The organism is Streptomyces sp. YIM 121038 (assembly GCF_006088715.1).
Classification (GTDB): domain Bacteria; phylum Actinomycetota; class Actinomycetes; order Streptomycetales; family Streptomycetaceae; genus Streptomyces.
The window spans coordinates 179,829-204,536 of record NZ_CP030771.1; the positions used below are offsets into that span (position 1 = coordinate 179,829).

Below are 24,708 nucleotides of genomic sequence, written 5' to 3' on the forward strand. Positions count from 1 at the left end.
GCGTTGTGCTTCCCTTCGTGGTGGTGGCAGGTCGTGCTCACGCGTCGCCGTCGAGGGCCTCGGCCAGGACCGCTCCGATCGCGGCGGCTCCCTCGGCTCCGAACAGGTCGGCGTGGCGGCAGTCGACGGGGTGGTCGGTGATCGCGCCCGCCACATGCGGCTGCCAGGCCTCCCGCGCGGTGACCGCATCGGCCGGGCGGCCGCGCGTCGCGGTCACGAACAGGACGTCGCAGTCGACGCTGCCGGGCGTGTGGTCGCGGATCAGGCGGCTGCTGTGCACGGCCGTGTCGAGCACGGCCGCCACGGTGGCCTCGTCCAGCTGGAGGCGCCGGGCCTGCTCCGCGCGCAGGAGCGCGAGCACGTCACGGCGGTCCGCGCCGCGCTCGGCCAGGTCGCGCACCGCGCTCCCCGCTCCCGGCAGGAGCGCGGCGAGCACTTCCTCCTCGGCTTCCGCGTCGAGGACGGCCGGGTCCTTGACCGCGTCGTCGGCCGGATAGGAGTCGAGCAGCGCGAGGAACGCGACCTGCTCGCCGTCCTTCTCCAGGAGCCGGGCCATGGCGTGCGCGACGGTCCCGCCGAGCGACCAGCCGAGCAGGTGGTACGGGCCCGTGGGCTGCACGGCCCGCACGCGGGCAACGTAGTCCTCGGCCATCTCCTCGATGGAGGCGGGCCTGGCGCCCGGCTCCGTGATGCCGCGCGCCTGGAGGCCGTACACCGGGCGCTCCGCGTCCACGTGCCCGAGCAGAGCCGCGTAGTTCCAGCTCAGCCCGAGGACGGGGTGCACGCAGAAGAGGGGTGCCGCGCTGCCGGTGGTGCGCAGGGGCAGGAGCACGTCGAGGCCGTTGTCGGCGGTTCCTTCGCCGAGCCGCGCGCCGATCCCGGCGGCGGTCGGGGTCTCGAACAGCGCCCGCAGTCCGATCTCGACGCCGAACGTCCTGCGCACCGCGCCCATCAGGCGTACGGCGAGCAGCGAGTGCCCGCCGAGCGCGAAGAAGTCGTCGTCGGGACCGACTTCCGGCACGCCGAGGGCGTCGGCGAACAGTGAGCACAGCACCAGTTCCTGCGGGCTGCCCGGGGCACGCCCCGCGCCCCCGACGGGCAGTGCCGGGGCGGGCAGGGCCCGCTTGTCCAGCTTCCCGTTGGGTGTCGTCGGCAGCGCGTCGAGGTGCACGAAGGCCGAGGGCACCATGTAGTCGGGCAGCAGGCCCATGGCGTACGCGCGCAACCGGGCCGGGTCCGTCGCCTCCCCCGTCTCCCCCGTCTCCGGTACGACGTACGCCACCAGGCGCCTGTCCCCCGGCCGGTCCTCACGGACGACGACGGCCGCTTGCCGCACGTGCTCGTGGCGCAGGAGTACGGCTTCGATCTCGCCGGGTTCGATGCGGAAGCCACGCAACTTGACCTGGTCATCGGCCCGGCCGACGAAGACCAGCTGACCGTCCGCGTCCCAGCGCACCAAGTCGCCGGTGCGATACATACGCTCGCCCGTGGCGAACGGGTCGGCCACGAAACGCTCGGAAGTCAAGCCCGGACGCTTCAGATAGCCGCGCGCCAACGCCTCACCAGAGACGTAGAGCTCACCCACGACACCCTGGGGAACCACACGCAGACGGCCATCCAGGACGTACAGGCGCGTGTTCCACACCGCACGGCCGATCGGGACCGAGCCACCCACTGCACCCGCACCCGTGCCGAAGGCGACCTGGATCGTCGTCTCCGTCGGACCGTACAGATTGACCGGCCCCACACCCCACACATCCACCGCCGAGGCGGCAAGGGAGGCACGCAGCGGCTCACCACCAGCGAACACCCGCCGCAGAGACGCCACTTCACCCGCCCCCGGCACCTCAAGCACCGCCGCGAGCAAGGTGGGCACGAACTGCGCGACCGTCACCTCATGCTCCCGCATGAACCCGACGAGCCGCTCCGGCTCCTTGGCCACCTCATCAGAAGCCACCAACACCGCAGCCCCCGACACCAACGGCAACCACGACTCCCACACCGCCGCGTCAAACCCCGGAGACGTCCGCGCCAGCACACGATCCCCGGACCCGACACCGAACTCCGCTCGCATCCACAACATGTGATTCACCGCAGCACCCTGCGACACCACCACACCCTTCGGACGACCCGTCGAACCCGACGTATAAATCACATACGCGCCATCCCCACCCGACACCGCAGGCAGTTCGGCGGGCGCCGTGCGATCCTCGCCGACGGCGACTCGCGGGAGGTCGGCGGGCACGAGGCTCGCCGTGTCCTCCGCCACGACGACCGCGACCGGCCGCGCCTCGTCGAGGACTCCGGCGATACGTTCCAGGGGCAGGCCCGCGTCCAGCGGCAACCACGCCGCACCCGACAACGCCACACCCACCTGCGCCACCACCCAGCCCACCGAGCGCGGCACCACCACACCCACCACGGACCCGGCACCGGCACCACTCGCCACCAGCCGCGCGGCCAAGGCACCAGCCCGAGCCCACAACTCCCCGTACGACAGCGCCGTTTCACCATCCGCAACGGCCACCACATCAGGATGCGCAGCGGTCTGCTCCCGCAGCAGCGACAGCAGCGTCGCCCCCTCAGGGGTCTCGGTCGTGTTCCCCGTGCCCCACGCGGCCAGCCGGTCGCGTTCGTCGTCCGCGAGCAGTTCCACGTCACTGACGCGGGCCTCGGGCTCCGTCACCGCACCGGCCAGGAAGCGCCCGAAGGAGTCGGCGAGGAAGCGCGCCGTGGCGGCGTCGAACAGGTCGGCGGAGTACTCCAGCTCGCCGTCCAGGTCCTGCCCCAGGGTGAGGGAGAGGTCGAACTTGGCGGCCGTGGCGGCGACGGGTTCGGGGCGGGCGGTGAGGCCGTCGAGTTCGGTGTGCGGCAGCTCCGTGTTCTGGAGGGTGAGCATGACCTGGAAGAGCGGGTGACGGGCCATGGACCGGGCCGGGTTGAGGGCCTCCACGAGGCGCTCGAAGGGCAGGTCCTGGTGGGCGTACGCGCTCAGGTCGCGGTCACGGACGCGCTCCAGCAAGGTGTGGAACGTGGGGTCGCCCGATACGTCGGTGCGCAGGACCAGGGTGTTCACGAAGAAGCCCACCAGGTCGTGGGTGGCTTCGTCGGTGCGCCCCGCGACGGGCGTGCCGACCGGGATGTCATCGCCGCAGCCGAGGGCGGTCAGCCATCCGGCCAGTGCGGCCTGGAGCACCATGAAGACGCTGGTGTGCGTCTGCCGGGCCAGGTCGGTCACGCGCTCGCGCACCTCGGCCTCGATGCGCAGCGGCACGCTGCCGCCGCGGCCCGTGGGCCGCGCGGGCCGCGGCCGGTCGGCGGGCAGGGCGAGCTCCTCCGGGAGTCCGTCCAACGCCGCCTTCCAGTAGGTGAGTTGACGTGCGGCCAGGCTGTCGGCATCGCCTTCGTCGCCGAGCAGTTCGCGCTGCCACAGGGTGTAGTCGGCGTACTGCACGGGCAGTTCGGGCCACGCGGGGGCCAGGCCCGCACGGCGGGCCGCGTAGGCGGTGGTGAGGTCGCGGACGAGGGGGGCCGTGGACCAGCCGTCGGTGACGATGTGGTGCAGGACGAGCAGCAGGACGTGCTCGTCGGCCTCGAGCCGGAAGACGGTGGCGCGCAGCGGCGGCCGCTCGGTGATGTCGAAGGTGGCCGCGGCCTCCCGCGCCAGGGCGGCGTACAGGGCCTCCTCGTCGTCGCGCACGTCCGTGAGGCGCACGTCGGGCGTCGCCGCGTCCACCGCCCGGACGACCTGGTGCGGCTCGCCCCCGGACTCGGGGAAGACGGTCCGCAGGCTCTCGTGCCGGGCCACGACGTCGGCGAGCGCCCCGCGGAGCGCGTCGAGGTCGAGGGTGCCGGTCAGACGCAGCGCCATCGGCACGTTGTAGGTGGGTGTGGGACCGGTGAACGCCTCCAGGAACCACAGGCGCTGCTGGGCGAAGGAGAGCGGGAGGCGTTCGGGGCGGGCGGCGGGGAGCAGGGCGGGGCGCCCGGACTCGTGCCGCTCGTCCAGGGCCGTGGCGAGCGCGGCGACGGTGGGCGCCTCGAAGAGCGTCCGCAGCGGCATCTCCGTACCGAGGACGGTGCGGATCCGGCTCGCGAGGCGAGTGGCGAGCAGCGAGTGGCCGCCGAGCGCGAAGAAGCTGTCGTCGATGCCGACCCCCGGCACGCCGAGGACCTCGGCGAACAGGCCGCACAGGATCTCCTCGCGGGGCGAGCGCGGGGCGCGCCCGGCCTCGGCGGCCGCGAACTCCGGCTCGGGCAGGGCCTTGCGGTTGACCTTGCCGTTGGGCATCAGGGGCAGCGCGTCGAGGGCCATGAACGCCGACGGCACCATGTAGTCGGGCAGGCTCGCGGCGAGGCGCTCGCGCAGGGCGGCGACGCGGTCGGGGGCGCCGACGGCGTAGGCCACGAGGCGCTTGTCCCCCGCCTCGTCCTGGTGCAGGCGTACGACGGCCTTGCCGATGCCGGGCTCCGCCTCGATCGCGGCCTCGATCTCGCCGAGTTCGATGCGGAAGCCGCGCAGCTTGACCTGGTCGTCGGCGCGGCCGAGGAAGACGAGCTGGCCGTCGGCGCCCCAGCGCACCAGGTCGCCGGTGCGGTACATGCGCTCGCCCGTGGCGAACGGGTCTGCCACGAAGCGCTCCGCCGTCAGGCCCGGGCGCTTCAGATAGCCGCGCGCCAGGCCGGTGCCGGAGACGTACAGTTCGCCGACGACGCCCGGCGGGACCAGGCGCAGGCCCTGGTCGAGGACGTAGACGCGCTTGTTCCAGATGGGGCGGCCGATGGGCGGGATGGTGGGGTCGGCGATCGGGTCGCTCATCGAGGCGCAGACCGTCGCCTCGGTCGGGCCGTACGAGTTGATCATGCGGCGGTCGCGGTACCAGCGCCGGACCAGGGCGGGCGAGCTGGCCTCGCCGCCGACGATCAGGGTGCCGCCCTTGGGCAGCGACCCTTCGGGCATGACGGCGAGCCCGGCGGGCGGCAGGTCGATGTGGGTGATGCCCTGCTCGGCGACGAGGGCGACGAGCGGGTCGCCCGGCATCATGCGCTCCAGCGGGGCGATGACCACGCGGGCGCCGCTGAGCAGCGCGGACCACACCTCGGAGACGTGGCTGTCGAAGCTGAGCGAGGAGAACTGCAGGACGCGGCTCTCCGGCTTGGTCGCGTACCACTCGACCTTGGACCGGCCGAGGCTGGGCAGGCCCGCGTGGGGTACGACGACGCCCTTGGGCCGTCCCGTGGAGCCCGAGGTGTAGATCAGGTACGCGGGGTGGTGCGCGCGCAGCGGCGCGGCCCGGTCGGCGTCGTCCAGGTCGGTGGTGGCGTACCCGGCGAGCTCCGTGCGCAGGGCGGGCGCGTCGAGGACGACCGCGGTGCGCCCGTCGAGCGGCAGTCGCCCGGCCACCTCGGACACGGTGACGACGAGCGCCGGGTCGGCGTCGTCGAGCATGTACGCGATGCGGTCGGCCGGGTACTCGGGGTCGACCGGCAGATAGGCGGCGCCGGACTTCAGGACGGCGAGCAGCGTCACGAGCATCCGCTCGCTGCGCGGCATCGCCAGGGCGACGAACCGCTCCGGGCCCGCGCCGCGCGCCACGAGGAGCCGGGCGAGGCGGTTCACTTCGGCGTTCAGCGCCGCGTACGACAGCTCCGTGCCTTCGTAGGCCACGGCCACGGAGTCCGGGGAGCGGCGCACCTGGTCCTGGAGGAGTTCGTGGATGAGCCCGTCCGGGATGTCCTGGCGGGTGTCGTTCCACTGGTTCAGGAGCAGGTCGCGTTCCGCGGGGGTGGCGAGGTCGTGGTGGGTGACGCGCCGGTCGGGTGCGGCGCACACCGCTGCGAGGAAGGCGGCGAGGCGGTCCGCGAACGCCTGGGCCGTGCCGTGGTCGTACAGGTCGGCGGAGTAGTCGACCGAGCCCGTGATGCCGCCGGGCGCGCCGTCGGTGAAGGTCTCCCCCACGTCCACGGACAGGTCGAACTTGGCTCCTCCGCGCGGCAGTTGCTCGGCGGTGACGCGCAGGCCGGGGAGGTCCATCGCGGGCAGGTCGGTGTTCTGGAAGGCCAGCATGACCTGGAACAGCGGATGGCGGCCCAGCGAACGGACCGGGTTCAGGACCTCCACCAGGCGCTCGAACGGGACGTCCTGCTGTGCGAACGCCGCCAGGTCCACTTCCCGCACCCGGCCGAGGAGTTCACGGAAGGTCGGGTCACCGGAGACGTCGGTGCGCAGCACGAGCGTGTTCACGAAGAAGCCGACCGCGTCCTCCAGAGCTTCGTCCGTGCGGCCCGCCACCGGTGAACCGATCGGCACGTCGTCCCCCGCGCCCAGACGGGCGAGGAGGGCGGCGAGTGCCGCCTGGAGGACCATGAAGACGCTGGTACCGCTGTCCTGGGCGAGCCGTGCGAGGCGTGCGTGCACGTCGGCGTCGACGGCGAAGGGCACGCTGCCGCCCCGGTCGCTCCCCGCGTTCGGGCGTACGCGGTCGCCGGGCAGGGTCACTTCCTCCGGGAGTCCCGCCAGCGCGGTCTCCCAGTACGCGATCTGGCGCGCGAGGACGCTGTCGGGGTCGCTCTCGTCGCCGAGCAGCTCGCGCTGCCACAGGGCGTAGTCGGCGTACTGCACCGGCAGCGGCTGCCACGCCGGAGCGCGGCCCTCGGCACGGGCCGCGTACGCCAGTGACACGTCCCGGGCCAGCGGCGCCAACGACCAGCCGTCACCCGCCACATGGTGCAGCACCAGGAGCAGGACGTGGCTGTCCGCCGCGACCGAGAACAGCACGGCCCGCAGCGGCAGCTCCGCAGCGAGGTCGAAGCCTTCCTGGACGGCGGCGCTCAGCGCGCCCGCAAGTGCGTCCTCGGCGATGTCCGTGAGGGTGAGCGGCACCGTCGCGGCCGTGGTGACGCGCACCACCTGCTCCGGTTCGCCGTCCCGCTCGGGGAAGACGGTGCGCAGGCTCTCGTGCCGCTCCATGACGTCGGCGAGCGCGGCACGCAGGGCTGCGGGGTCGAGACGGCCTGTCAGCCGCAGCGCCAGCGGCATGTTGTACGCGCCGCTGTCCGGCTCCAGGCGGTTCAGGAACCACAGGCGGCGCTGGGCGTACGAGAGCGGGAGGCGCTCGGGCCGGGTGGCCGGGAGCAGGGCGGGACGGTCCTCCGAGGCGGCCTGGTCCAGGGCGGCCTGCTCCAGGGCCGCGGCGAGGGTGGCCACGGTCGGCGCCTCGAAGAGCGTCCGCAGCGGCATCTGGACGCCGACGGCGGTACGGACACGGCTGGCGAGCCGGGTCGCGAGCAGCGAGTGCCCGCCCAGGGCGAAGAAGTTGTCGTCCACGCCGACACGCTGCTCGTCCAGGGCGAGCACGTCCGCGAACAGGGCGCGCAGCAGTTCCTCACGCGGTGTCGCGGGCGCGCGGCCCGCCTGGGCCGGGGCGAACTCGGGCGCGGGCAGGGCCTTGCGGTTCACCTTGCCGTTGGGCAGCAGGGGGAAGGCGTCGAGGGCCACGACGAGCGACGGCAGCATGTACTCCGGCAGCGTCCGGGCCAGGGCCGTGCGCAGCCCGGCTGCGGCGTCCGCCTCGCCGACGACGTAGGCGACGAGGTGCCGCTCCCCCGCGGGCGTCGAGTGCGGCGCCACGACGGCGCGGGACACCCCGTCCAGGGCCTCGATGGCGGCTTCGATCTCGCCGGGTTCGATGCGGAAGCCACGCAGCTTGACCTGGTCGTCGGCCCGGCCGACGAAGACCAGCTGACCGTCCGCGTCCCAGCGCACCAAGTCGCCGGTGCGATACATACGCTCGCCCGTGGCGAACGGGTCGGCCACGAAACGCTCGGAAGTCAAGCCCGGACGCTTCAGATAGCCGCGCGCCAACGCCTCACCAGAGACGTAGAGCTCACCCACGACACCCTGGGGAACCACACGCAGACGGCCATCCAGGACGTACAGGCGCGTGTTCCACACCGCACGGCCGATCGGGACCGAGCCACCCACTGCACCCGCACCCGTGCCGAAGGCGACCTGGATCGTCGTCTCCGTCGGACCGTACAGATTGACCGGCCCCACACCCCACACATCCACCGCGGAAGCGGCAAGGGAGGCACGCAGCGGCTCACCACCAGCAAACACCCAACGCAATGAAGCGACTTCACTCGCCTGCGGCACCTCAAGCACCGCCGCGAGCAAGGTGGGCACGAACTGCGCGACCGTCACCTCATGCTCCCGCATGAACCCAAGGAGCCGCTCCGGCTCCTTGGCCACCTCATCAGAAGCCACCAACACCGCAGCCCCCGACACCAACGGCAACCACGACTCCCACACCGCCGCGTCAAACCCCGGAGACGTCCGCGCCAGCACACGATCCCCGGACCCGACACCGAACTCCGCTCGCATCCACAACATGTGATTCACCGCAGCACCCTGCGACACCACCACACCCTTCGGACGACCCGTCGAACCCGACGTATAAATCACATACGCGCCATCCCCACCCGACACCGTGGGGGCCTCGGCATTCGCTGCCTGCTCGTGGTCCAGGACGACGTGGGTGAGCTCAAGCGGCACGAGGCCTGCCGTCTCCTCGACCACGACGACCGCGACCGGGCAGGCCTCCTCCAGAACCCCGGCGATGCGCTCCGGCGGCAGACCCGCGTCCAGCGGCAACCACGCCGCACCCGACAACGCCACACCCACCTGCGCCACCACCCAGCCCACCGAGCGCGACACCACCACACCCACCACGGACCCGGCACCGGCACCACTCGCCACCAGCCGCGCGGCCAAGGCACCAGCCCGAGCCCACAACTCCCCGTACGACAGCGCCGTTTCACCATCCGTAACGGCCACCGCATCAGGATGCGCGGCGGTCTGCTCCCGCAGCAGCGACAGCAGCGTCGCCCCCTCGGGGACCGCCACCTCGTTGCCCTGTCCGGCTGCGAGCGCGGCCTCGTGCTCGCTGTCCGTGAGGAGTTCGAAGGTGCCGAGACGGCGGTCCGCGTCCTTCACCGTGGCCGTCAGGAACGTGGTGAGCCGGTCGGCGATGCCCTGGGCCGTCGCCCGGTCGAAGAGGTCGGTGGCGAAGTCGAGCGTGCCTTCGAGGCCCGCGGCGACACCGTCCTCGTCGTGCCGTTCCCGCAGGTTGACCATGAGGTCGAACTTCGCGGCGACCGGTGCGCCCGGCCCTTCCTCGACTCGGAGGCCGGGGAGGTCCACGACGGGCAGCTCGGTGTTCTGGAAGGCCAGCATGACCTGGAACAGCGGATGACGGCCCAGCGAACGCACCGGGTTCAGGACCTCCACCAGACGCTCGAACGGGACGTCCTGCTGCGCGAACGCCGCCAGGTCCACTTCCCGCACCCGACCGAGGAGTTCACGGAAGGTCGGGTCACCGGACACGTCGGTGCGCAGCACGAGCGTGTTCACGAAGAAGCCGACCGCGTCCTCAAGAGCTTCGTCCGTACGGCCCGCCACCGGCGAACCGATCGGCACGTCGTCCCCCGCGCCCAGGCGCGAGAGCAACCCCGCGAGGGCCGCCCGCACCACCATGAAGACGCTCGCCCCGCTCACGCGGGCGAGGTCCACGAGCCGGGCGTGGGCCTCGGCGTCCACCGTGAAGGGCACGGTGTCGGCGCGGTGGCTGGGACGGGCGGGGCGGGGGCGGTCGACGGGAAGCGGGAGCTCCTCCGGGAGGCCCGCCAACGCGTCGCGCCAGTAGGCGACTTGGCGGGCGAGGAGGCTGTCGGGGTCGCTCTCGTCGCCGAGCAGCTCGCGCTGCCACAGGGCGTAGTCGGCGTACTGCACCGGCAGCGGCTGCCACGCCGGAGCGCGCCCCTCGGCACGGGCCGCGTACGCCACCGACACGTCCCGGGCCAGCGGCGCCAACGACCAGCCGTCACCCGCCACGTGGTGCAGTACGAGGATCAGGACGTGGCTGTCCGGGCCGGTCGCGCACAGGCGCGCGTACACGGGAAGGTCGGTGGCGAGGTCGAAGCGGTGGCGGGCGGCCTCGGCGAGGTCCGCCGCCAGGTCGGCCTCGGCGCACTCGCGTACGTCGAAGGGCACGGTCGCGCGGCCCGGGGGCAGGACCACCTGGTGCGGTGCGCCGTCGCGCTCGGCGAAGACGGTGCGCAGGCTCTCGTGGCGCTCGACGACGTCGGCGAGCGCGGCGCGCAGGGCCTCGCGGTCGAGGCGGCCCGTCAGGCGCAGCGCGAGGGGCATGTTGTAGGCGTCGCCGCCGGGCTCCAGGCGGTCGAGGAACCACAGGCGGCGCTGACCGACGGAGAGCGGGAGGTGCTCGGGGCGCGGGGTCACGGCGCGCACGGCGGGCCGGGTGCCGGTGGCGCCCTGGCGCGCGCGGGCGGCGAGGCCCGCGACCGTCGGGGTGTCGAAGACGGCGCGCAGCGGCAGTTCCACGTCGAGGGCGGCTCGGACGCGGCTGATCACGCGGGTGGCGAGCAGGGAGTGGCCGCCGAGCGCGAAGAAGTCGTCGTCGGCGCCGACCCGCTCCAGGCCGAGGACCTCGGCGAAGATGCCGCAGAGGGCTTCCTCGGTGGCGTCGGCCGGGGCGCGGCCCGTGCTCGCCGCGGTGAACTCGGGGGCGGGCAGGGCCTTGCGGTCCAGCTTGCCGCTGGGGGTCAGGGGCACGGCGTCGACGGCGATGACCGCCGAGGGGACCATGTAGTCGGGGAGCGCGGCGGCCGCGTGGGCGCGCAGCGCCGCCTCGTCGCCGGGGTCCTCCCCGTGCACGTACGCGACGAGGAGCTCGTCGCCCGCGGCGCGCTCGTGGACGACGACGGTCGCCCAGGACACGCCGGGGGCGGTGGCGAGCACGGCCGCTGTCTCGTCGAGTTCGACGCGCAGGCCGCGCAGTTTGACCTGGTGGTCGGCGCGGCCGACGAAGACGAGGTGGCCGTGGCGGTTCCAGCGGACGAGGTCGCCGGTGCGGTACATGCGCGCGCCGTCCGCGAAGGGGGCGGCCACGAACCGCTCGGCGGTCAGGCCGGGGCGTCCCGCGTAGCCGCGGGCGAGCTGGTCGCCCGCGAGGTACAGCTCTCCGGTGACGCCGGGCGGCACGGGGCGCAGGGTGCGGTCGAGGACGTACACCTGGGTGTTCCACACGGGGCGGCCGATGGGGACGGTGCCGCCGGTCTCCTCGGGGGACGCGCGGTGGTAGGTGACGTCGACGGCGGCCTCGGTCGGGCCGTACAGGTTGTGCAGGCGGGTACCGGCGGGGCCGAGGACGGCGTGGAAGCGGGCGGCGAGGTCGGCGGGCAGGGCCTCGCCGCTGCACACCACGTGGCGCAGGCTCGCGCAGTCGGCGGCGGCCGGTTCGTCGACGAAGGCGTGCAGCATGGACGGCACGAAGTGGGTCATGGTGACGCCGTGGCGCCGGACGGTCGCGGCGAGCCGGGCGGGGTCGCGGTGGGCGCCGGGCTCGGCCATGACGAGGGTCGCGCCGCAGAGCAGCGGCAGGAAGAACTCCCACACGGACACGTCGAAGCTCGACGGCGTCTTCTGCAGGACGCGGTCGGTGGCGTTCACGTCGTACTCGGCGCGCATCCACAGGAGCCGGTTGACGATCGCGTCGTGCGGGACGGCGACGCCCTTGGGGCGGCCCGTGGAACCCGAGGTGTAGATCATGTACGCGGCGTTGCGGGGCCGCAGGGGGGCGGTGCGCTCGGCGTCGGTCAGGTCGTGGGTGGCGTACCGCTCCAGCTGGGCGCGCAGGGCGGGGTCGTCGAGGACCAGGGGTGCGGGCGTCGGCGGGAGCTGGGCGGCCAGGCCTGCGGTGGTGAGGACGGCGACGGGGGCCGCGTCGGCCAGCATGTACGCGATGCGGTCGGCCGGGTAGTCGGGGTCGACGGGCACGTAGGCCGCGCCGGACTTGAGGACGGCGAGGAGGGCCACCATCAGCTCGACGGAGCGGGGCACGGCGAGCGCGACGGTCGTCTCGGGTCCGGCGCCCAGGGCGACGAGGTGGCGGGCCAGCTGGTGGGAGCGGGCGGAGAGCTCCCGGTAGGTGAGGGTCTCGTCGCCGAAGACCAGGGCGGGGGCGTCGGGGGTGCGGGCGGCCTGCTCCTCGATGACGGCCGGCAGGGTGGTGGCGGGGACCTCGCGCGCGGTGTCGTTCACGCCGGCGAGGACCCGGTGGTCCGCCGGTGTGGCGATGTCGTGCCGGGCGAGCGGCAGGTCAGGCGCGGCGCACACCGCGGCCAGGAAGGCGGCGAGCCGGTCCGCGAACGCCTGGACCGTCTCGCGGTCGTACAGGTCGGCGGAGTAGTCGACGCAGCCCGTGATGCCGCCGGGCGCACCCGCGGTGAAGGTCTCCCCCACCTCGACGTGCAGGTCGAACTTGGCTCCGCCGCGCGGCAGTTGCTCGGGGGCGACGCGCAGGCCCGGCAGGTCCACGACGGGCAGGGTGGTGTTCTGGAAGGCCAGCATGACCTGGAAGAGCGGGTGGCGGCCCCGCGACCGTGCCGGGTTCAGGGCCTCGACCAGGCGCTCGAACGGCACGTCCTGGTGTGCGAAGGCGGCCAGGTCCGCGGCGCGGACGCGACCGAGGAGTTCGCGGAAGCTCGGATCGCCGGACACGTCGGTGCGCAGCACCAGAGTGTTCACGAAGAAGCCGACCGCGTCCTCAAGGGCCTCCTCCGTGCGGCCCGCCATGGGCGAGCCGATCGGCACGTCCTCGCCCGCGCCGAGCCGGGCGAGGAGCGCGGCCAGGGCCGCCTGCACGACCATGAAGACGCTCGCCCCGCACTCCTGGGCGAGCCCCGCGAGGCGCGCGTGCACGGCGGCGTCCACGGCGAAGGGCACGCTGCCGGAGCGCTCGCTGCTCACGGCGGGGCGCGTCCGGTCGCCCGGCAGACCCGCCTCGTCCGGCAGTTCGGCGAGGGCGCCGCGCCAGTAGGCGATCTGGCGGGCCATCAGGCTGTCCGGGTCGCTGTCGTCGCCGAGCAGCTCCTGCTGCCACAGCGCGTAGTCGGCGTACTGCACCGGCAGGGGTTCCCACCCGGGTGCCCGGCCCCCGGCGCGGGCCGCGTACGCCACCGACACGTCCCGGGCCAGGGGCGCCATCGACCAGCCGTCACCGGCGACGTGGTGCAGCACCATCAGCAGGACGTGGCTGTCGGGCGCGACCGAGAACAGCTCCACGCGCAGCGGCAGATCGGCGGCCAGGTCGAACCGGTGGCCCGCCGCGGCGGTGAGGGCTTCCCCCAGCTCGTCCTCGGAGCAGGAGCGTTCGACGATGTCGAGGCGCACCTTGTCCATGCGCAGGATGCGCTGGCGCGGTTCGCCGTCGCGTTCGGGGAAGACGGTGCGCAGGCTCTCGTGGCGTTCGACGACGTCGGTGAGGGCGGCGCGCAGCGCCTCGCGGTCGAGGCGGCCGGTGAGGCGCAGCGCCAGCGGCATGTTGTAGAGCGCCGTGCCGTCCTGGAGGCGGTTGAGGAACCACAGGCGGCGCTGGGCGTACGACAGCGGGATCATTCGTCCTCCTCGGGACGGCGCATGCGGCGCAGGACGGGGCGGCTCGGGCGGCCCTGCTCCGTGGTGGTGCTTGCTGCGGTGGCGGCGGCCTGCGCGAGGCGGGCCACCGTGGGGTTCTCGAACAGGGCGCCGAGCGGCAGGTCCACGCCGAGGGCGGCGCGGATGCGGCTGATCACGCGGGTGGCGAGCAGGGAGTGACCGCCGAGGACGAAGAAGTCGTCGTCGACGCCGACCCGCTCCAGGCCGAGGACCTCGGCGACGATGGCCGCGAGGGTCTCCTCGCGGTGGTCGCGCGGGGCCCGGTAGGCGGTGTGCTCGTCCGCGCGGACGTCGGGCGCGGGCAGCGCGGACCGGTCGAGCTTGCCGCTCGGGGTGAGCGGCAGCGCGTCCAGGGTGATCAGGTGCGCGGGCACCATGTAGCCGGGCAGGGCGCGGGCGGCGTGCTCGCGCAGCGCGCCGGGGAGTCCGGCGTCCGGGGTGCCCTCGGGGACGACGTACGCGACCAGGCGCAGGTCTCCGGCGGGGCCCTCGGCGGCGGTGGCGACGCAGTGGGCCACGGCGGGGTGCGCGGCCAGGACGGACTCGACCTCGCCGAGTTCGATGCGGAAGCCGCGGATCTTCACCTGCTGGTCGGAGCGGCCGAGGTAGGCGAGCTGGCCGTCGGCGGTCCAGCGCACCAGGTCGCCGGTGCGGTACAGGCGGGCGCCGGGCGTGAACGGGCTGGCCACGAAGCGTTCCGCGGTGAGCGCGGGGCGCCGCAGATAGCCGCGGGCGAGTCCGGCGCCCGCGAGGTACAGCTCGCCCGCGACGCCCGGTGGCACCGGGCGCAGGTGCGCGTCGAGGACGTACACCTGGGTGTTGCGCACCGGCCGCCCGATCAGCGGGGTTCGGGCGCCCTCGGTGTCGGCGTGCCAGGCGGTGGCGTAGACGGTGGCCTCGGTCGGCCCGTAGATGTTGGCGATCCGGCCGCCGGGGACGGCGGCGCGGAGGTCGGCCACGGCCTGCGCGGAGAGGGCCTCGCCCGCGAGGACGACGGTGTCGGCGGTGACCTTGCCCGCGGCCCCGCCCAGCACACCCGCGAAGGCCGAGGGCACACCGCTGAGCAGTGTGCCGTCCCAGCGCGGGAGTTCGCCGAGCGCCAGCAGGTCCCGGACGATCTCGACGCGGCCGCCGCAGGCCAGCGGCCCGAACAGCTCGAAGACGGAGACGTCGAAGTTGAGGGACGTGGCGCAGAGCGTCTTCGCCAGGCGCTCGGGGCCGAACTCCTCGACCGCCCACAGCGCGAGGTTGACCGCGTTCGCGTGCGGCACCACGACGCCCTTGGGCCTGCCGGTCGAGCCGGAGGTGTAGATGGCGTACGCGGAGTGGCCGGGGAGCAGCGGGGCGCGGCGTTCGGCGTCGGTGAGCGGGGTCGCGGGGTGCGCGGCCACGGCGGCGGCCGTCGCGGGATCGTCGAGGACCAGACGCGGCACCTCGGCCGTGGCGGGCGCGGTGGCCGCCGTGGTGACGAGGAGCGCCGGACGGGCGTCGCCCAGGATGTGGGCGATCCGGTCGGCGGGGTAGGCCGGGTCCACCGGGACGTAGGCGGCGCCCGCCTTGAGCACGGCGAGGACGGCTACCAGGGTCTCGGCGGTGCGGGGCAGCGCGAGGGCGACGAAGTCCTCGGGTCCCGCGCCGCGCGCGACGAGGTGGCGGGCGAGCCGGTTGGCCCGCTCGTCGAGCTGGCGGTAGGTCAGGGCGGTGTCCGCCGCGAGGACCGCCGCGGCGTCCGGGGTGCGGGCCGCCTGCGCCTCCACGAGGGCGTGCAGGGTGGTGGGCGGGGTGGGGCGCGCGGTGTCGTTCCAGCCCTCGACGATCAAGGCGTACTGCTCGGGGGCGAGCACCGGGGCGGCGCCGACGGGGTGGTCCGGTGCGGCCGCGGCCGCCTCCAGGAGGCGGGCGAACGACGCGGCGAGGCCTTCGACGGTGGCGGCGTCGAACAGGTCCGTGGCGTACTCCACCTCGCCCTCGATGCCGAGGGCGGCGCCGTCGTCGGCGTACCGCTCGGTGAGGCTGAAGGCGAGGTCGAACTTGGCGGAGGCGCCACCGGCCCGCTCGACGGTCGCGTCGAGCCCGGCGAGGCCGACCTCGGCCGCCGTGGTGTTCTGGAACGTCAGCATCGTCTGGAACAGCGGGTGGCGGGCCATGGACCGGGCCGGGTTGAGCTGCTCCACGAGGTGTTCGAAGGGCACGTCCTGGTGCGCGAACGCCGCGAGGTCCGCCTCCTTCACCCGGGCCAGGAGCTCACGGAAGGTCGGGTCGCCCGACACGTCGGTGCGCAGCACGAGGGTGTTCACGAAGAAGCCGACGAGGTCGTCGAGCGCGACGTCGGTGCGCCCGGCCACGGAGGTGCCGAGGACGATGTCGGTGCCCGCGCCCCACCGCGACAGGAGCGCGGCGAGCCCGGCCTGTACGGCCATGAAGGGGCTGGCGCCGCCGTCGCGGGCGAGGCGTGCCAGGGCGGCGTGGGTGTCGGGCCCGAGCCGCACGGGCACGGTCGCGCCCCGGTGGCTCGCGGTGCGCGGGCGCGGCCGGTCGTAGGGGAGCTGGAGCTCGTCGGGTGCCCCGGCCAGCTCGGTGCGCCAGAACGCGGTCTGCCGCGCGGCCGGGCTGTGCGGGTCCGCCGCGTCGCCGAGCAGCTCGCGCTGCCACAGGGCGTAGTCGGCGTACTGCACCGGCAGCGGCTCCCACCCGGGCGCCCGGCCCTCGGCGCGGGCCGCGTACGCGAGGGAGACGTCCCGGGCGAGCGGGCGCATGGACCAGCCGTCGGCGGCGATGTGGTGCACGACGAGCAGCAGGACGTGCTCGTCGGCGTCGACGCCGAACAGATGGGCGCGCAGCGGGAGTTCGTCCGTGAGGTCGAACTCGCGGGCGATGGCGGCGGCCAGCTCGTCGTCCAGACGGGCGCGCGGGCAGTCGCGGACCTCCGGCTCGACGGGCGCGGCGGGACGCACGAGCTGCTGCGGTTCGCCGTCGGTCTCCGGGAAGACGGTGCGCAGGCTCTCGTGCCGTGCCACGACGTCGGTGAGGGCCGCCCGGAGCGCCGCGCGGTCGAGGGCGCCGCGCACGCGCACGGCGAGCGGCATGTGGTAGGCGGCGGAGCCGCCTTCGAGGCGGTTGAGGAACCACAGGCGGCGCTGGGCGTACGACAGGGGTACGGCGGCGGGCCGGTCGGTGGCGGTGAGCGGCGGCCTCGCGTCGCCCGCCGTGGCGGCGACGCGGGCCGCGAGCCCGGCCACGGTGGGCTGCTCGAACAGGTCCTTGATCTGCACCTCGGTGCCGAGTTCGGCGCGGATGCGGCTGGTGAGCCGGGTGGCGAGCAGGGAGTGCCCGCCGAGGTCGAGGAAGCTGTCGTCGATGCCGACCCGCTGCACGCCGAGCACGTCGGCGAAGAGCGCGCACAGCGCGGCCTCCCGCTCGGTGCGGGGCGCGCGGCTGCTCGCGGCGGCCTCGAAGCCGGGGCGCGGCAGGGCCTTGCGGTCGAGCTTGCCGCTGGGTGTCAGTGGCCAGCTGTCGAGGGTGAGGAACGCCGAGGGCACCATGTGGGCGGGGAGCTCGACGGTGAGGTGGGCGCGCAGCGCTTCGCCGTCCGGGGACGGGGAAGCGGACGGGGACGGGGCCAGGGACGGGGACGCTTCGGCGGGCAGGACGTACGCCACGAGCCTGCCGTCGACGACGGCCACGGCCGCCTGTCCGACCGCGGGGTGTGCGCTCAGGGCGGCCTCGATCTCGCCGAGTTCGACGCGCTGGCCGCGGATCTTGACCTGGTGGTCGGAGCGCCCGGCGTAGCGCACGCGGCCTTCGGCGTCCCACGACCCGAGGTCGCCGGTGCGGTACATGCGGGTGCCGGGCGGGCCGTAGGGGTCGGCCACGAAGCGTTCGGCGGTCAGGGCGCGCCGGTCCAGGTAGCCGCGGGCGAGCTGGGTGCCCGCGAGGTAGAGCTCGCCGGTGACGCCCGGGGGCACCGGGCGCAGGGCCGCGTCCAGGATGCGGATCTGGGTGTTCCAGACGGGGCGGCCGATCGGCACGGTGCGCGGTACGTCCTGCTGGGGGCAGGTCCAGTGGGTGACGTCGACGGCGGCCTCGGTCGGCCCGTACAGGTTGTGCAGCGGGGCGTCGGAGATCTTCCGGAAGTCCTCGACGAGGTCGGCGGGCAGCGCCTCGCCGCTGCTGAAGACGCGGCGCAGACTCGTGCGGCCCCGGGCGGCGGGTTCGTCGGTGAAGGCCCGCAGCATCGACGGCACGAAGTGCGTGGTGGTGACGCCGGTGTCCTGGATGAGCCGGGCGAGGAGCGCGGGTTCGCGGTGCGCTCCGGGCGGCGCGACGACGATCGAGGCGCCGCTGATCAGCGGCCAGAAGAACTCCCACACCGAGACGTCGAAGCCCGACGGGGTCTTCTGGAGCACCCGGTCGGTGGCGTCGAGGCCGTACTGGTGCTGCATCCACAGGAGGCGGTTGACGATCGCCGCGTGCTCCACGACCACGCCCTTGGGGCGGCCGGTGGAACCGGAGGTGTAGATGACGTACGCGGGGGTGCGGCCGGTCGGCCGCTCCGTGTCCGGATCGGTGGCGGGGCGGGACCGCACGCGCGCCATGACGTCGTCGCCGTCCAGGGCGAGGGCCGGGACGTGGCAGGGCAGCCCGGGGGCGAGCGCGGTGCTCGTCAGGACGAGGTCGGGCGCGGCGTCGGTGAGGATCTGCGCGGTGCGCGACGCGGGGTGGTCCGGGTCGAGCGGCACGTAGGCCGCGCCGGTCTTGACGACGGCGAGCAGCGCGAGGACGAGCTCGGGCGAGCGCTCCAGGGCGACGCCGACCTTCGTTTCCGGGCGGGCTCCGCGCTCGCGCAGGTGGTGGGCCAGCCGGTTGGCGCGCGCGTTGAGTTCGGCGTACGTCCAGGTGGTGTCGCCGTGGTGGAGGGCGGGCGCGTCGGGGGTGCGTGCGGTCTGCTCCTCGACGAGGGCGGGCAGGGTGGTGTCGGGCACCGGGTGCGCGGTCGCGTTCCACCGGGTGAGGACCTGGTCGCGCTCCTCGGGGGCGAGCAGGTCGAGGCGGGCGAGGGGGGTGTCCAGGTCGTCGGCCAGGGCTTCGAGGAGCCGGTGCAGGCGCAGGCCGATGCGTTCGGCCTCCTCGCGGCCTAGGACGTCGGGGCGGTGGTCGAGGGCGATGCGCAGGTGCCCGCCGTCGTGGTGGCCGGGCAGCACGACCAGGCGCAGCGGGTAGTGCGCGCCGTCGTGGACGGTGACGTCGGTGACGGCGAGTCCGCCGCCTGGCAGCCGCAGTGCCGCCATGTCCACCGGGTAGTTCTCGAAGACCAGGCAGGTGTCGAAGAGGGCGCCGAGGCCGGTCGCGGTGTGCAGGTCGGTGAGGGCGACGTGGTGGTGCGGGGTGAGCGCCGACTGCTCGGCCTGCACCGCGCCGAGGAGCTGGGCGGGGGTCGCGCCCGGCGTGGGGCGCACCCGGACCGGCACGGTGTTGATGAGCAGGCCGACGACGTCCTCGGCGCCCGGCAGGTCGGCGGGGCGGCCGGAGACGGTGGCGCCGAAGAGCACGTCGTCGCGCCCGGTGAGCGCGCCGAGCAGGATGCCCCAGGCGCCCTGCACCAGCGTGTTCAGGGTCAGGCCCCGGCCGCGCGCGGCGGCGAGGAGGCGCTGGGTGAGGTCGGCGGTGAAGTCGAAGGACACCCGCTCGGGCCGCTGGGGCAGGCCGGCGCCCGTGGGGGCGGCGATGAGGGTGGGTTCGTCGACTCCGGCGAGCGCGTCCGTCCAGGCGCGCAGCGTCTCGTCGTGGTCCTGGCGGGCGAGCCAGCCGAGGTGGTCGCGGAAGGGCCGCACCGCGGGCAGGGTGCGGGCGCCCTGGGTGTACAGCGTGAACAGCTCGCCCATCAGGAGCGCGGTGGACCAGCCGTCGAGGACGACGTGGTGGTTCATGAGGACGAGCACGTGCCGGTCGGCGGCGAGCCGCAGCAGGCCGAAGCGGACGAGGCGGGGCGTCGAGACGTCGAAGCGCTCGGCCCGGTCCGCGGCGAGGATCTCGTCGAGACGGCCGCGCTGGGCCGCCGGGTCCAGATCGCTGAGGTCCGTCTCCCGCCAGTCCAGGGGCACGTCGCGGGCCACGACCTGCGTCCAGGTGCCGTCGTCGCCGCGCTGCCGGAACGCGCTGCGCAGGACCGGGTGGCGGCGCACCAGCTCCTGCGCGGCGGCGCGCAGCGCCCCGGCCGCGGTCGCGTCGAGGGAGCCGGTGAGCTCGAAGGCGAACTGCGCGGTGTACACGTCGGCACCAGAGGTGTCGTACAGCGCGTGGAACAGGAGCCCTTCCTGGAAGGGCGTGACGGGCAGGACGTCCTCGACACCGCCGTAGGCGGGAGTGAACTCCGCCTCCAGGGCGTCGATGTCGGGCTGTGTCAGGGCGACGAGGTCCAGGTCGGACGGTGTGTGCCCGCCCGCGCCCGGGGTCTGAGCATGCCGTACGAGGGTCTCCAGGGCGCGCTGCCAGGTGTCCGCGAGCGCGGCGACCTCGTGTGCGTCGAAGAGGTCGCCGGGCCAGCGCCAGACCACGCCCAGCTCGTCGCCGCCGTCGCCGGTCTCCCGGGCGATGACCTCGATCTCCAGGGTGTGGGCGAGGGGCATCCGCGGGTCGGCGCCGCCGTGGAGTCCGTCGGCGTCGACGGCCCAGGCGAGGTCACCCACGTCGCCCGCCACGCCCGCGCCTTCGGTGACGAGGCCGGACGTGCGGCCGAGGTAGTTGAAGCCGATCTGCGGGTGCGGTCGTGTGCCGAGCACGGCGGCGGTGTCCGCGTTGAGGTAGCGCAGCAGGCCGTACCCCAGGCCGTGGTGGGGCAGGGCGCGCAGGTGCTCCTTGACGGACTTGATGAGGTCGCCGGTGGCCGCGCCCCCGGTCCACACGCTCGCGAGGTCGCCGGGCGTGTCGAGGCGGACCGGGTACAGGGAGGTGAACCAGCCGACGGTGCCGGTCAGATCGGCCGCGAGGCCACCAGGGGCTTCGGCGTCCCCGAGGGACCTCAGGGACTCCGTCTCACGGCCGTGCCCCTCGACGTCGACGCGGACCGGCCCCGGCGCGCGGCCGGTGGCGCCCCGCCAGTCGGTGACGGCGAGCGCGAGGCCCGCCAGGAGCACGTCGGTGGTGCCCGCGTGGAAGGCGGCGGGCACGGAGGTGAGCAGCGGGACCGTCAGGTCGGCGGGCAGGGTGCGGGTCAGCCGGGCCTCGGTGGCCACGGTGTCGCGGGCCCGGTCCAGCGGACGGCGGCCGAGGGGCTGCTCGTCCGCGCCGAGGACGTCCTGCCACAGGGCGAGTTCGGCGGTGTGCTCCGGTGCGTGGGCGAGGCGTACGGCCTGCTCGGCCCACTCCTTGAGCGGGGTGGTCGGCGGAGCCGGGTCCGGGGCGGCGCCCCGCGACTCGGCCTCGTAGGCGGCGACGAGTTCGGGCACCAGGATGCGCCAGGAGACGCCGTCGACGCACAGGTGGTGCAGGACGAGCACGAGGCGGCCCGGCGTGTCGGGGCCGCGGTCGCACCACACCGCTTCGACCAGTGCGCCGTCCCGGGGCGCGAGGCGGCGCGCGGCCCGCTCGCGCTGGTCGTCGGCGAACGCGCGCAGGGCGTCGCTGTCCAGGTGCGCCGCGTCGACGCGCGTGACGCACTCCTTGGCGGACACCGTGTCGCGCGGGGTCACCGCCAGCTGCCAGGCGCCGTCCTCGTCGGTGAGCCGCAGGCGCAGCGCGTCGTGCCGGTCGAGCAGGTGCTGCACGGCGCGGACCAGGGCCTGTTCGTCGAGGTCCGCCGGGACGCTGAGGACCGCCGACTGGTGGAACGCGTCGATGGGGCCGCCGCGTTCGCGCAGCCACTCGACGATGGGCGTGGCGGGCACGGGGCCGGTGCCCGCGTCCGGGTCGCGCTCGGCCGCGGCCGGCTCCTCGGTGCCGCAGACGCGGGCGAGGGCGGCGACGGTGCGGTGCGTGAAGACGTCGCGCGGCGTGAACACCAGGCCCGCGGCGCGCGCCCGGCTGGCGAGCTGGATCGCCATGATGCTGTCACCGCCGGCCTCGAAGAAGCCCTCGTCGACGCCGACGGACTCGACGCCTAGCACCTGCGCGTACAGGGCACACAGCGCCGTCTCGGCCGGGGTCGCCGGGGCCCGCCCGGTCTCGGCCGCGGTGAAGACGGGCTCGGGCAGCGCCCTGCGGTCGACCTTGCCGTTGTGGGTGAGCGGCAGCGTGTCCAGGGCGACGAAGGCGGCGGGCACCATGTACGAGGGCAGGTCGCGGGCGGCGTACGCGCGCAGGTCGTCGAGGTCGAGGGCGGCGGCCGCCCCGGCCCTCTCCGCGGCGAGGGGCCCGGCTTCCCCGGCGGGCGGGGCGCCCTCCGCGCCACGCGACGCGGCCTCCTCAACGACGACGCGCGACGCGGCCTCCTCGGCGACGTCGCGTGACCCGGCCTCCTCGGCGACGACGTAGGCGACGATGCGCTTGTCGCCGCGCGGGCCGGTGCGGATGTCCACGGCGGCGTGGGCGACGCGCGGGTGCGCGGCGAGAGCGGACTCGATCTCGCCCGGTTCGATGCGGAAGCCCCGGATCTTCACCTGGTCGTCGGCGCGGCCGACGAACTCCAGGTCCCCGTCGGTGTTCCAGCGCACCAGGTCACCGGTGCGGTACATGCGCGACCCCGCGGCGGCGAAGGGGTCGGCGACGAAGCGTTCGGCGGTCCTGCCCGCCTGCCGGACGTAGCCGCGGGCGAGGCCGATGCCACCGGCGTACAGTTCGCCGACGCTGCCCGGCGGCACGGGCCGGAGGCCCTCGTCGAGGACGTAGGCGCGCATGCCCTGGAAGGGGCGGCCGATGGGCAGCGGGTCGGGCACCTCGGCCTGCGGGGGCAGCCGGTGGTGGGTGATGAAGGTGGTGGCCTCGGCAGGGCCGTAGCCGTCGACGACGGTGAGGTCCGGGCAGGCCTCGCGGATCCGGCGCACGGTCGCCGCGGGCACGACGTCGCCGCCCGCCCACAGCTCGGTGAGCCCCTTGAGGCAGCCGGGGTCCTCCTCGGCGACGAGCCGGAACAGCCCGGCCGTCAGCCACAGCGAGGTGACGCGGTGCCGGGCGAGGGTGGCGCCCAGGGTGGGGATGTCCAGTTCGCCGGGGGGTGCGACGACGACCTCGCCGCCGCCCAGGAGCGGCACCCACACCTCGTACGTGGCGGCGTCGAAGGCGGCGGGCGAGTGGAGGAGCACCCGCTGCTGCGCGCCGCCGCGCCAGACGCTGTCGAGGGCGAGCCCGAGGATGTCCTCGTGCGTGATGGCGACGCCCTTCGCGGCGCCGGTCGAGCCGGAGGTGTACATCACGTACGCCAGCTGCGCGGGGCGGCAGACGACGTCGGGCTCGTCGACGGGCTGTCCGGCCAGGACGGCGGGGTCGTCGACGGCGAGGGCGGGCACACCGAGCGCACGGGCCCGCTCGGCGGTCGTGCGGTCGCAGAGCACCAGGGAGGCTCCGGTGTCCCGGGCCATGGCGCGCAGGCGCTGGTCGGGGTGGCGGAGGTCGACGGGCACGTAGCAGCCGCCCGCCTTGACGACGGCGAGCAGGGAGACGACGAGGTCGGCGGTGCGCTCCTGGAGCACGACGACGGGGGTCTCGGCGCGTACGCCGAGTGCGCCGAGCCGGTGCGCCAGCTGGTTGGCGCGCTCGTCGAGCTCGCGGTAGGTCAGGCGCTCGTCGCCCGAGGTCACGGCGGTCGCGTCCGGGGTGCGCAGGACCTGTGCGCCGAAGCGCTCGGTGAGGGTGGTGGCCGTGGGGTCCTCGCGGTGCGGGGTGCTGATGCCGCCGGTCAGGACGTGGCGGCGCTCGGCCGGTGTGAGCAGTTCGGTGCGGCCGACCGTGGCGCCGGGGTCGGCGGCCGCCGCGCACAGGAAGGAGAGCAGGCGCTGCTGGTGTCCGGTGGCCTCGTCGGGCGTGTACGAGGCGGCGTTGGCCTCGACTTCGAGGATGATGCCGTCGCCGCCGTGGTCCTGCACGACGACCGAGAGGTCCTCGGCGGGCCCGGCGAGGTAGGTCTGGGCGCCGACGGCGTCGCCGAAGCGCAGTCCACCGCCGAACGGCAGGATGTTGACCTGCGTCGTGAACAGGGCGTCGGTGGTGCCGAGGTCGGCGCGGATCTCCTCGGACAGGTAGCGCTGGTGGCGCAGTGCGCGCTTGGCCTCGGCGGACGCCTGCCGCACGAGGTCGGTCCAGGCGGCGCCGGGGTCGACCTCCAGGCGCAGCGGTACGACGTTGGAGACCATGCCGGGCGTGGCGCGCAGGGCCGCGTTGGTGCGCGCGGTCACGGGGAGGCCGAGCACCACGTCCCGCTCCCCCGTCATCCGGTGCAGATATCCGGCGGTGGCGGCGATGACCAGGGCGGGCAGGGCGCTGCGGGCCGTGCGCGCGGCCTGCCGCACGGTGTCCGCGTCCGCGGTGCCGATGCGTCCGACGCGGCGCGTCGCACGGCCCGCGGGGGCGACGGGCCGGCCCGAGAGCGCGAGGGGCGCCGGCAGGTCGCGCAGCCGCTCCGCCCAGTAGGCGCGGTCGTCGTCGTACGCCGCTGAGGCGCGGTAGTCCGCGTCCTGCGCGAGGAGCTCGGGCAGCGTCCCGAAGGTGCGGTCCGTCGGCTCCTCGGCGCGGGCGTACGCCGTGTAGATGTCGGCCGCGCGGCCGCTGATGAGGGCGCCGGAGTAGCCGTCGGTGACGAGGTGGTTCCCCTGGAGGTAGAGCAGGTGCCACTCCGGGGAGAGCCGGAGCACGGCGACCGTGAACAGCGGCCCCGCCACCAGGTCGACCGGGCGCTCCACGGACTCCCGCATCCACCGCTCGGCGGCCTCGCGCGGCAGCAGTTCGCCGCTGAGGTCGACGTAGGGCAGCTCCCAGTCGCCGGGGCGCTCGCGCCGGACCTGCACGGCGGTGGCGCCGCTCTCCTCGAACCGCACGCCGAGGGCCTCGGTCTCCGCGATCGCCTGCCGTGCGGCCCTGAGGAGCAGCTCGGGCGTCAACGGCCCGCGGATATCGGTGTATTGGGCGACGTTGTACGCGCTGCTCACCGAATCCAGCTGCTGCGCGAGCCACACGCCGCGCTGCGCGCGTGAAAGCGGCGAACGGTCCAGGCCAAGCATGACTAGCTCCCCCGTAATTCCTTTGCAGCCCGCTCGTCCCGACAC

Annotated in this window: 2 protein-coding genes; both read right to left on the reverse strand. The window is 74.5% G+C overall.

Annotated features, from left to right (window positions below; genetic code table 11):
- Positions 1-37 precede the first annotated feature (37 nt).
- Positions 38-13,477, reverse strand: coding sequence for a non-ribosomal peptide synthetase (locus C9F11_RS00805; protein ID WP_138957398.1), 13,440 nt, complete (start codon positions 13,475-13,477; stop codon positions 38-40).
- Positions 13,474-24,663 carry a non-ribosomal peptide synthetase gene (locus C9F11_RS00810; RefSeq protein WP_171075589.1) on the reverse strand — a complete coding sequence of 3,730 codons (11,190 nt, stop codon included), beginning with the start codon at positions 24,661-24,663 and terminating at the stop codon, positions 13,474-13,476. The genes C9F11_RS00805 and C9F11_RS00810 overlap by 4 nt, the downstream gene beginning before the upstream one ends.
- Positions 24,664-24,708 lie beyond the last annotated feature (45 nt).

Coding starts and splice junctions, on each gene's coding strand:
- C9F11_RS00805 (WP_138957398.1), bottom strand. CDS start 13,477: ATGATCCCGCTGTCGTACGCCCAGCGCCGCCTGTGGTTCCTCAACCGC.
- C9F11_RS00810 (WP_171075589.1), bottom strand. CDS start 24,663: ATGCTTGGCCTGGACCGTTCGCCGCTTTCACGCGCGCAGCGCGGCGTG.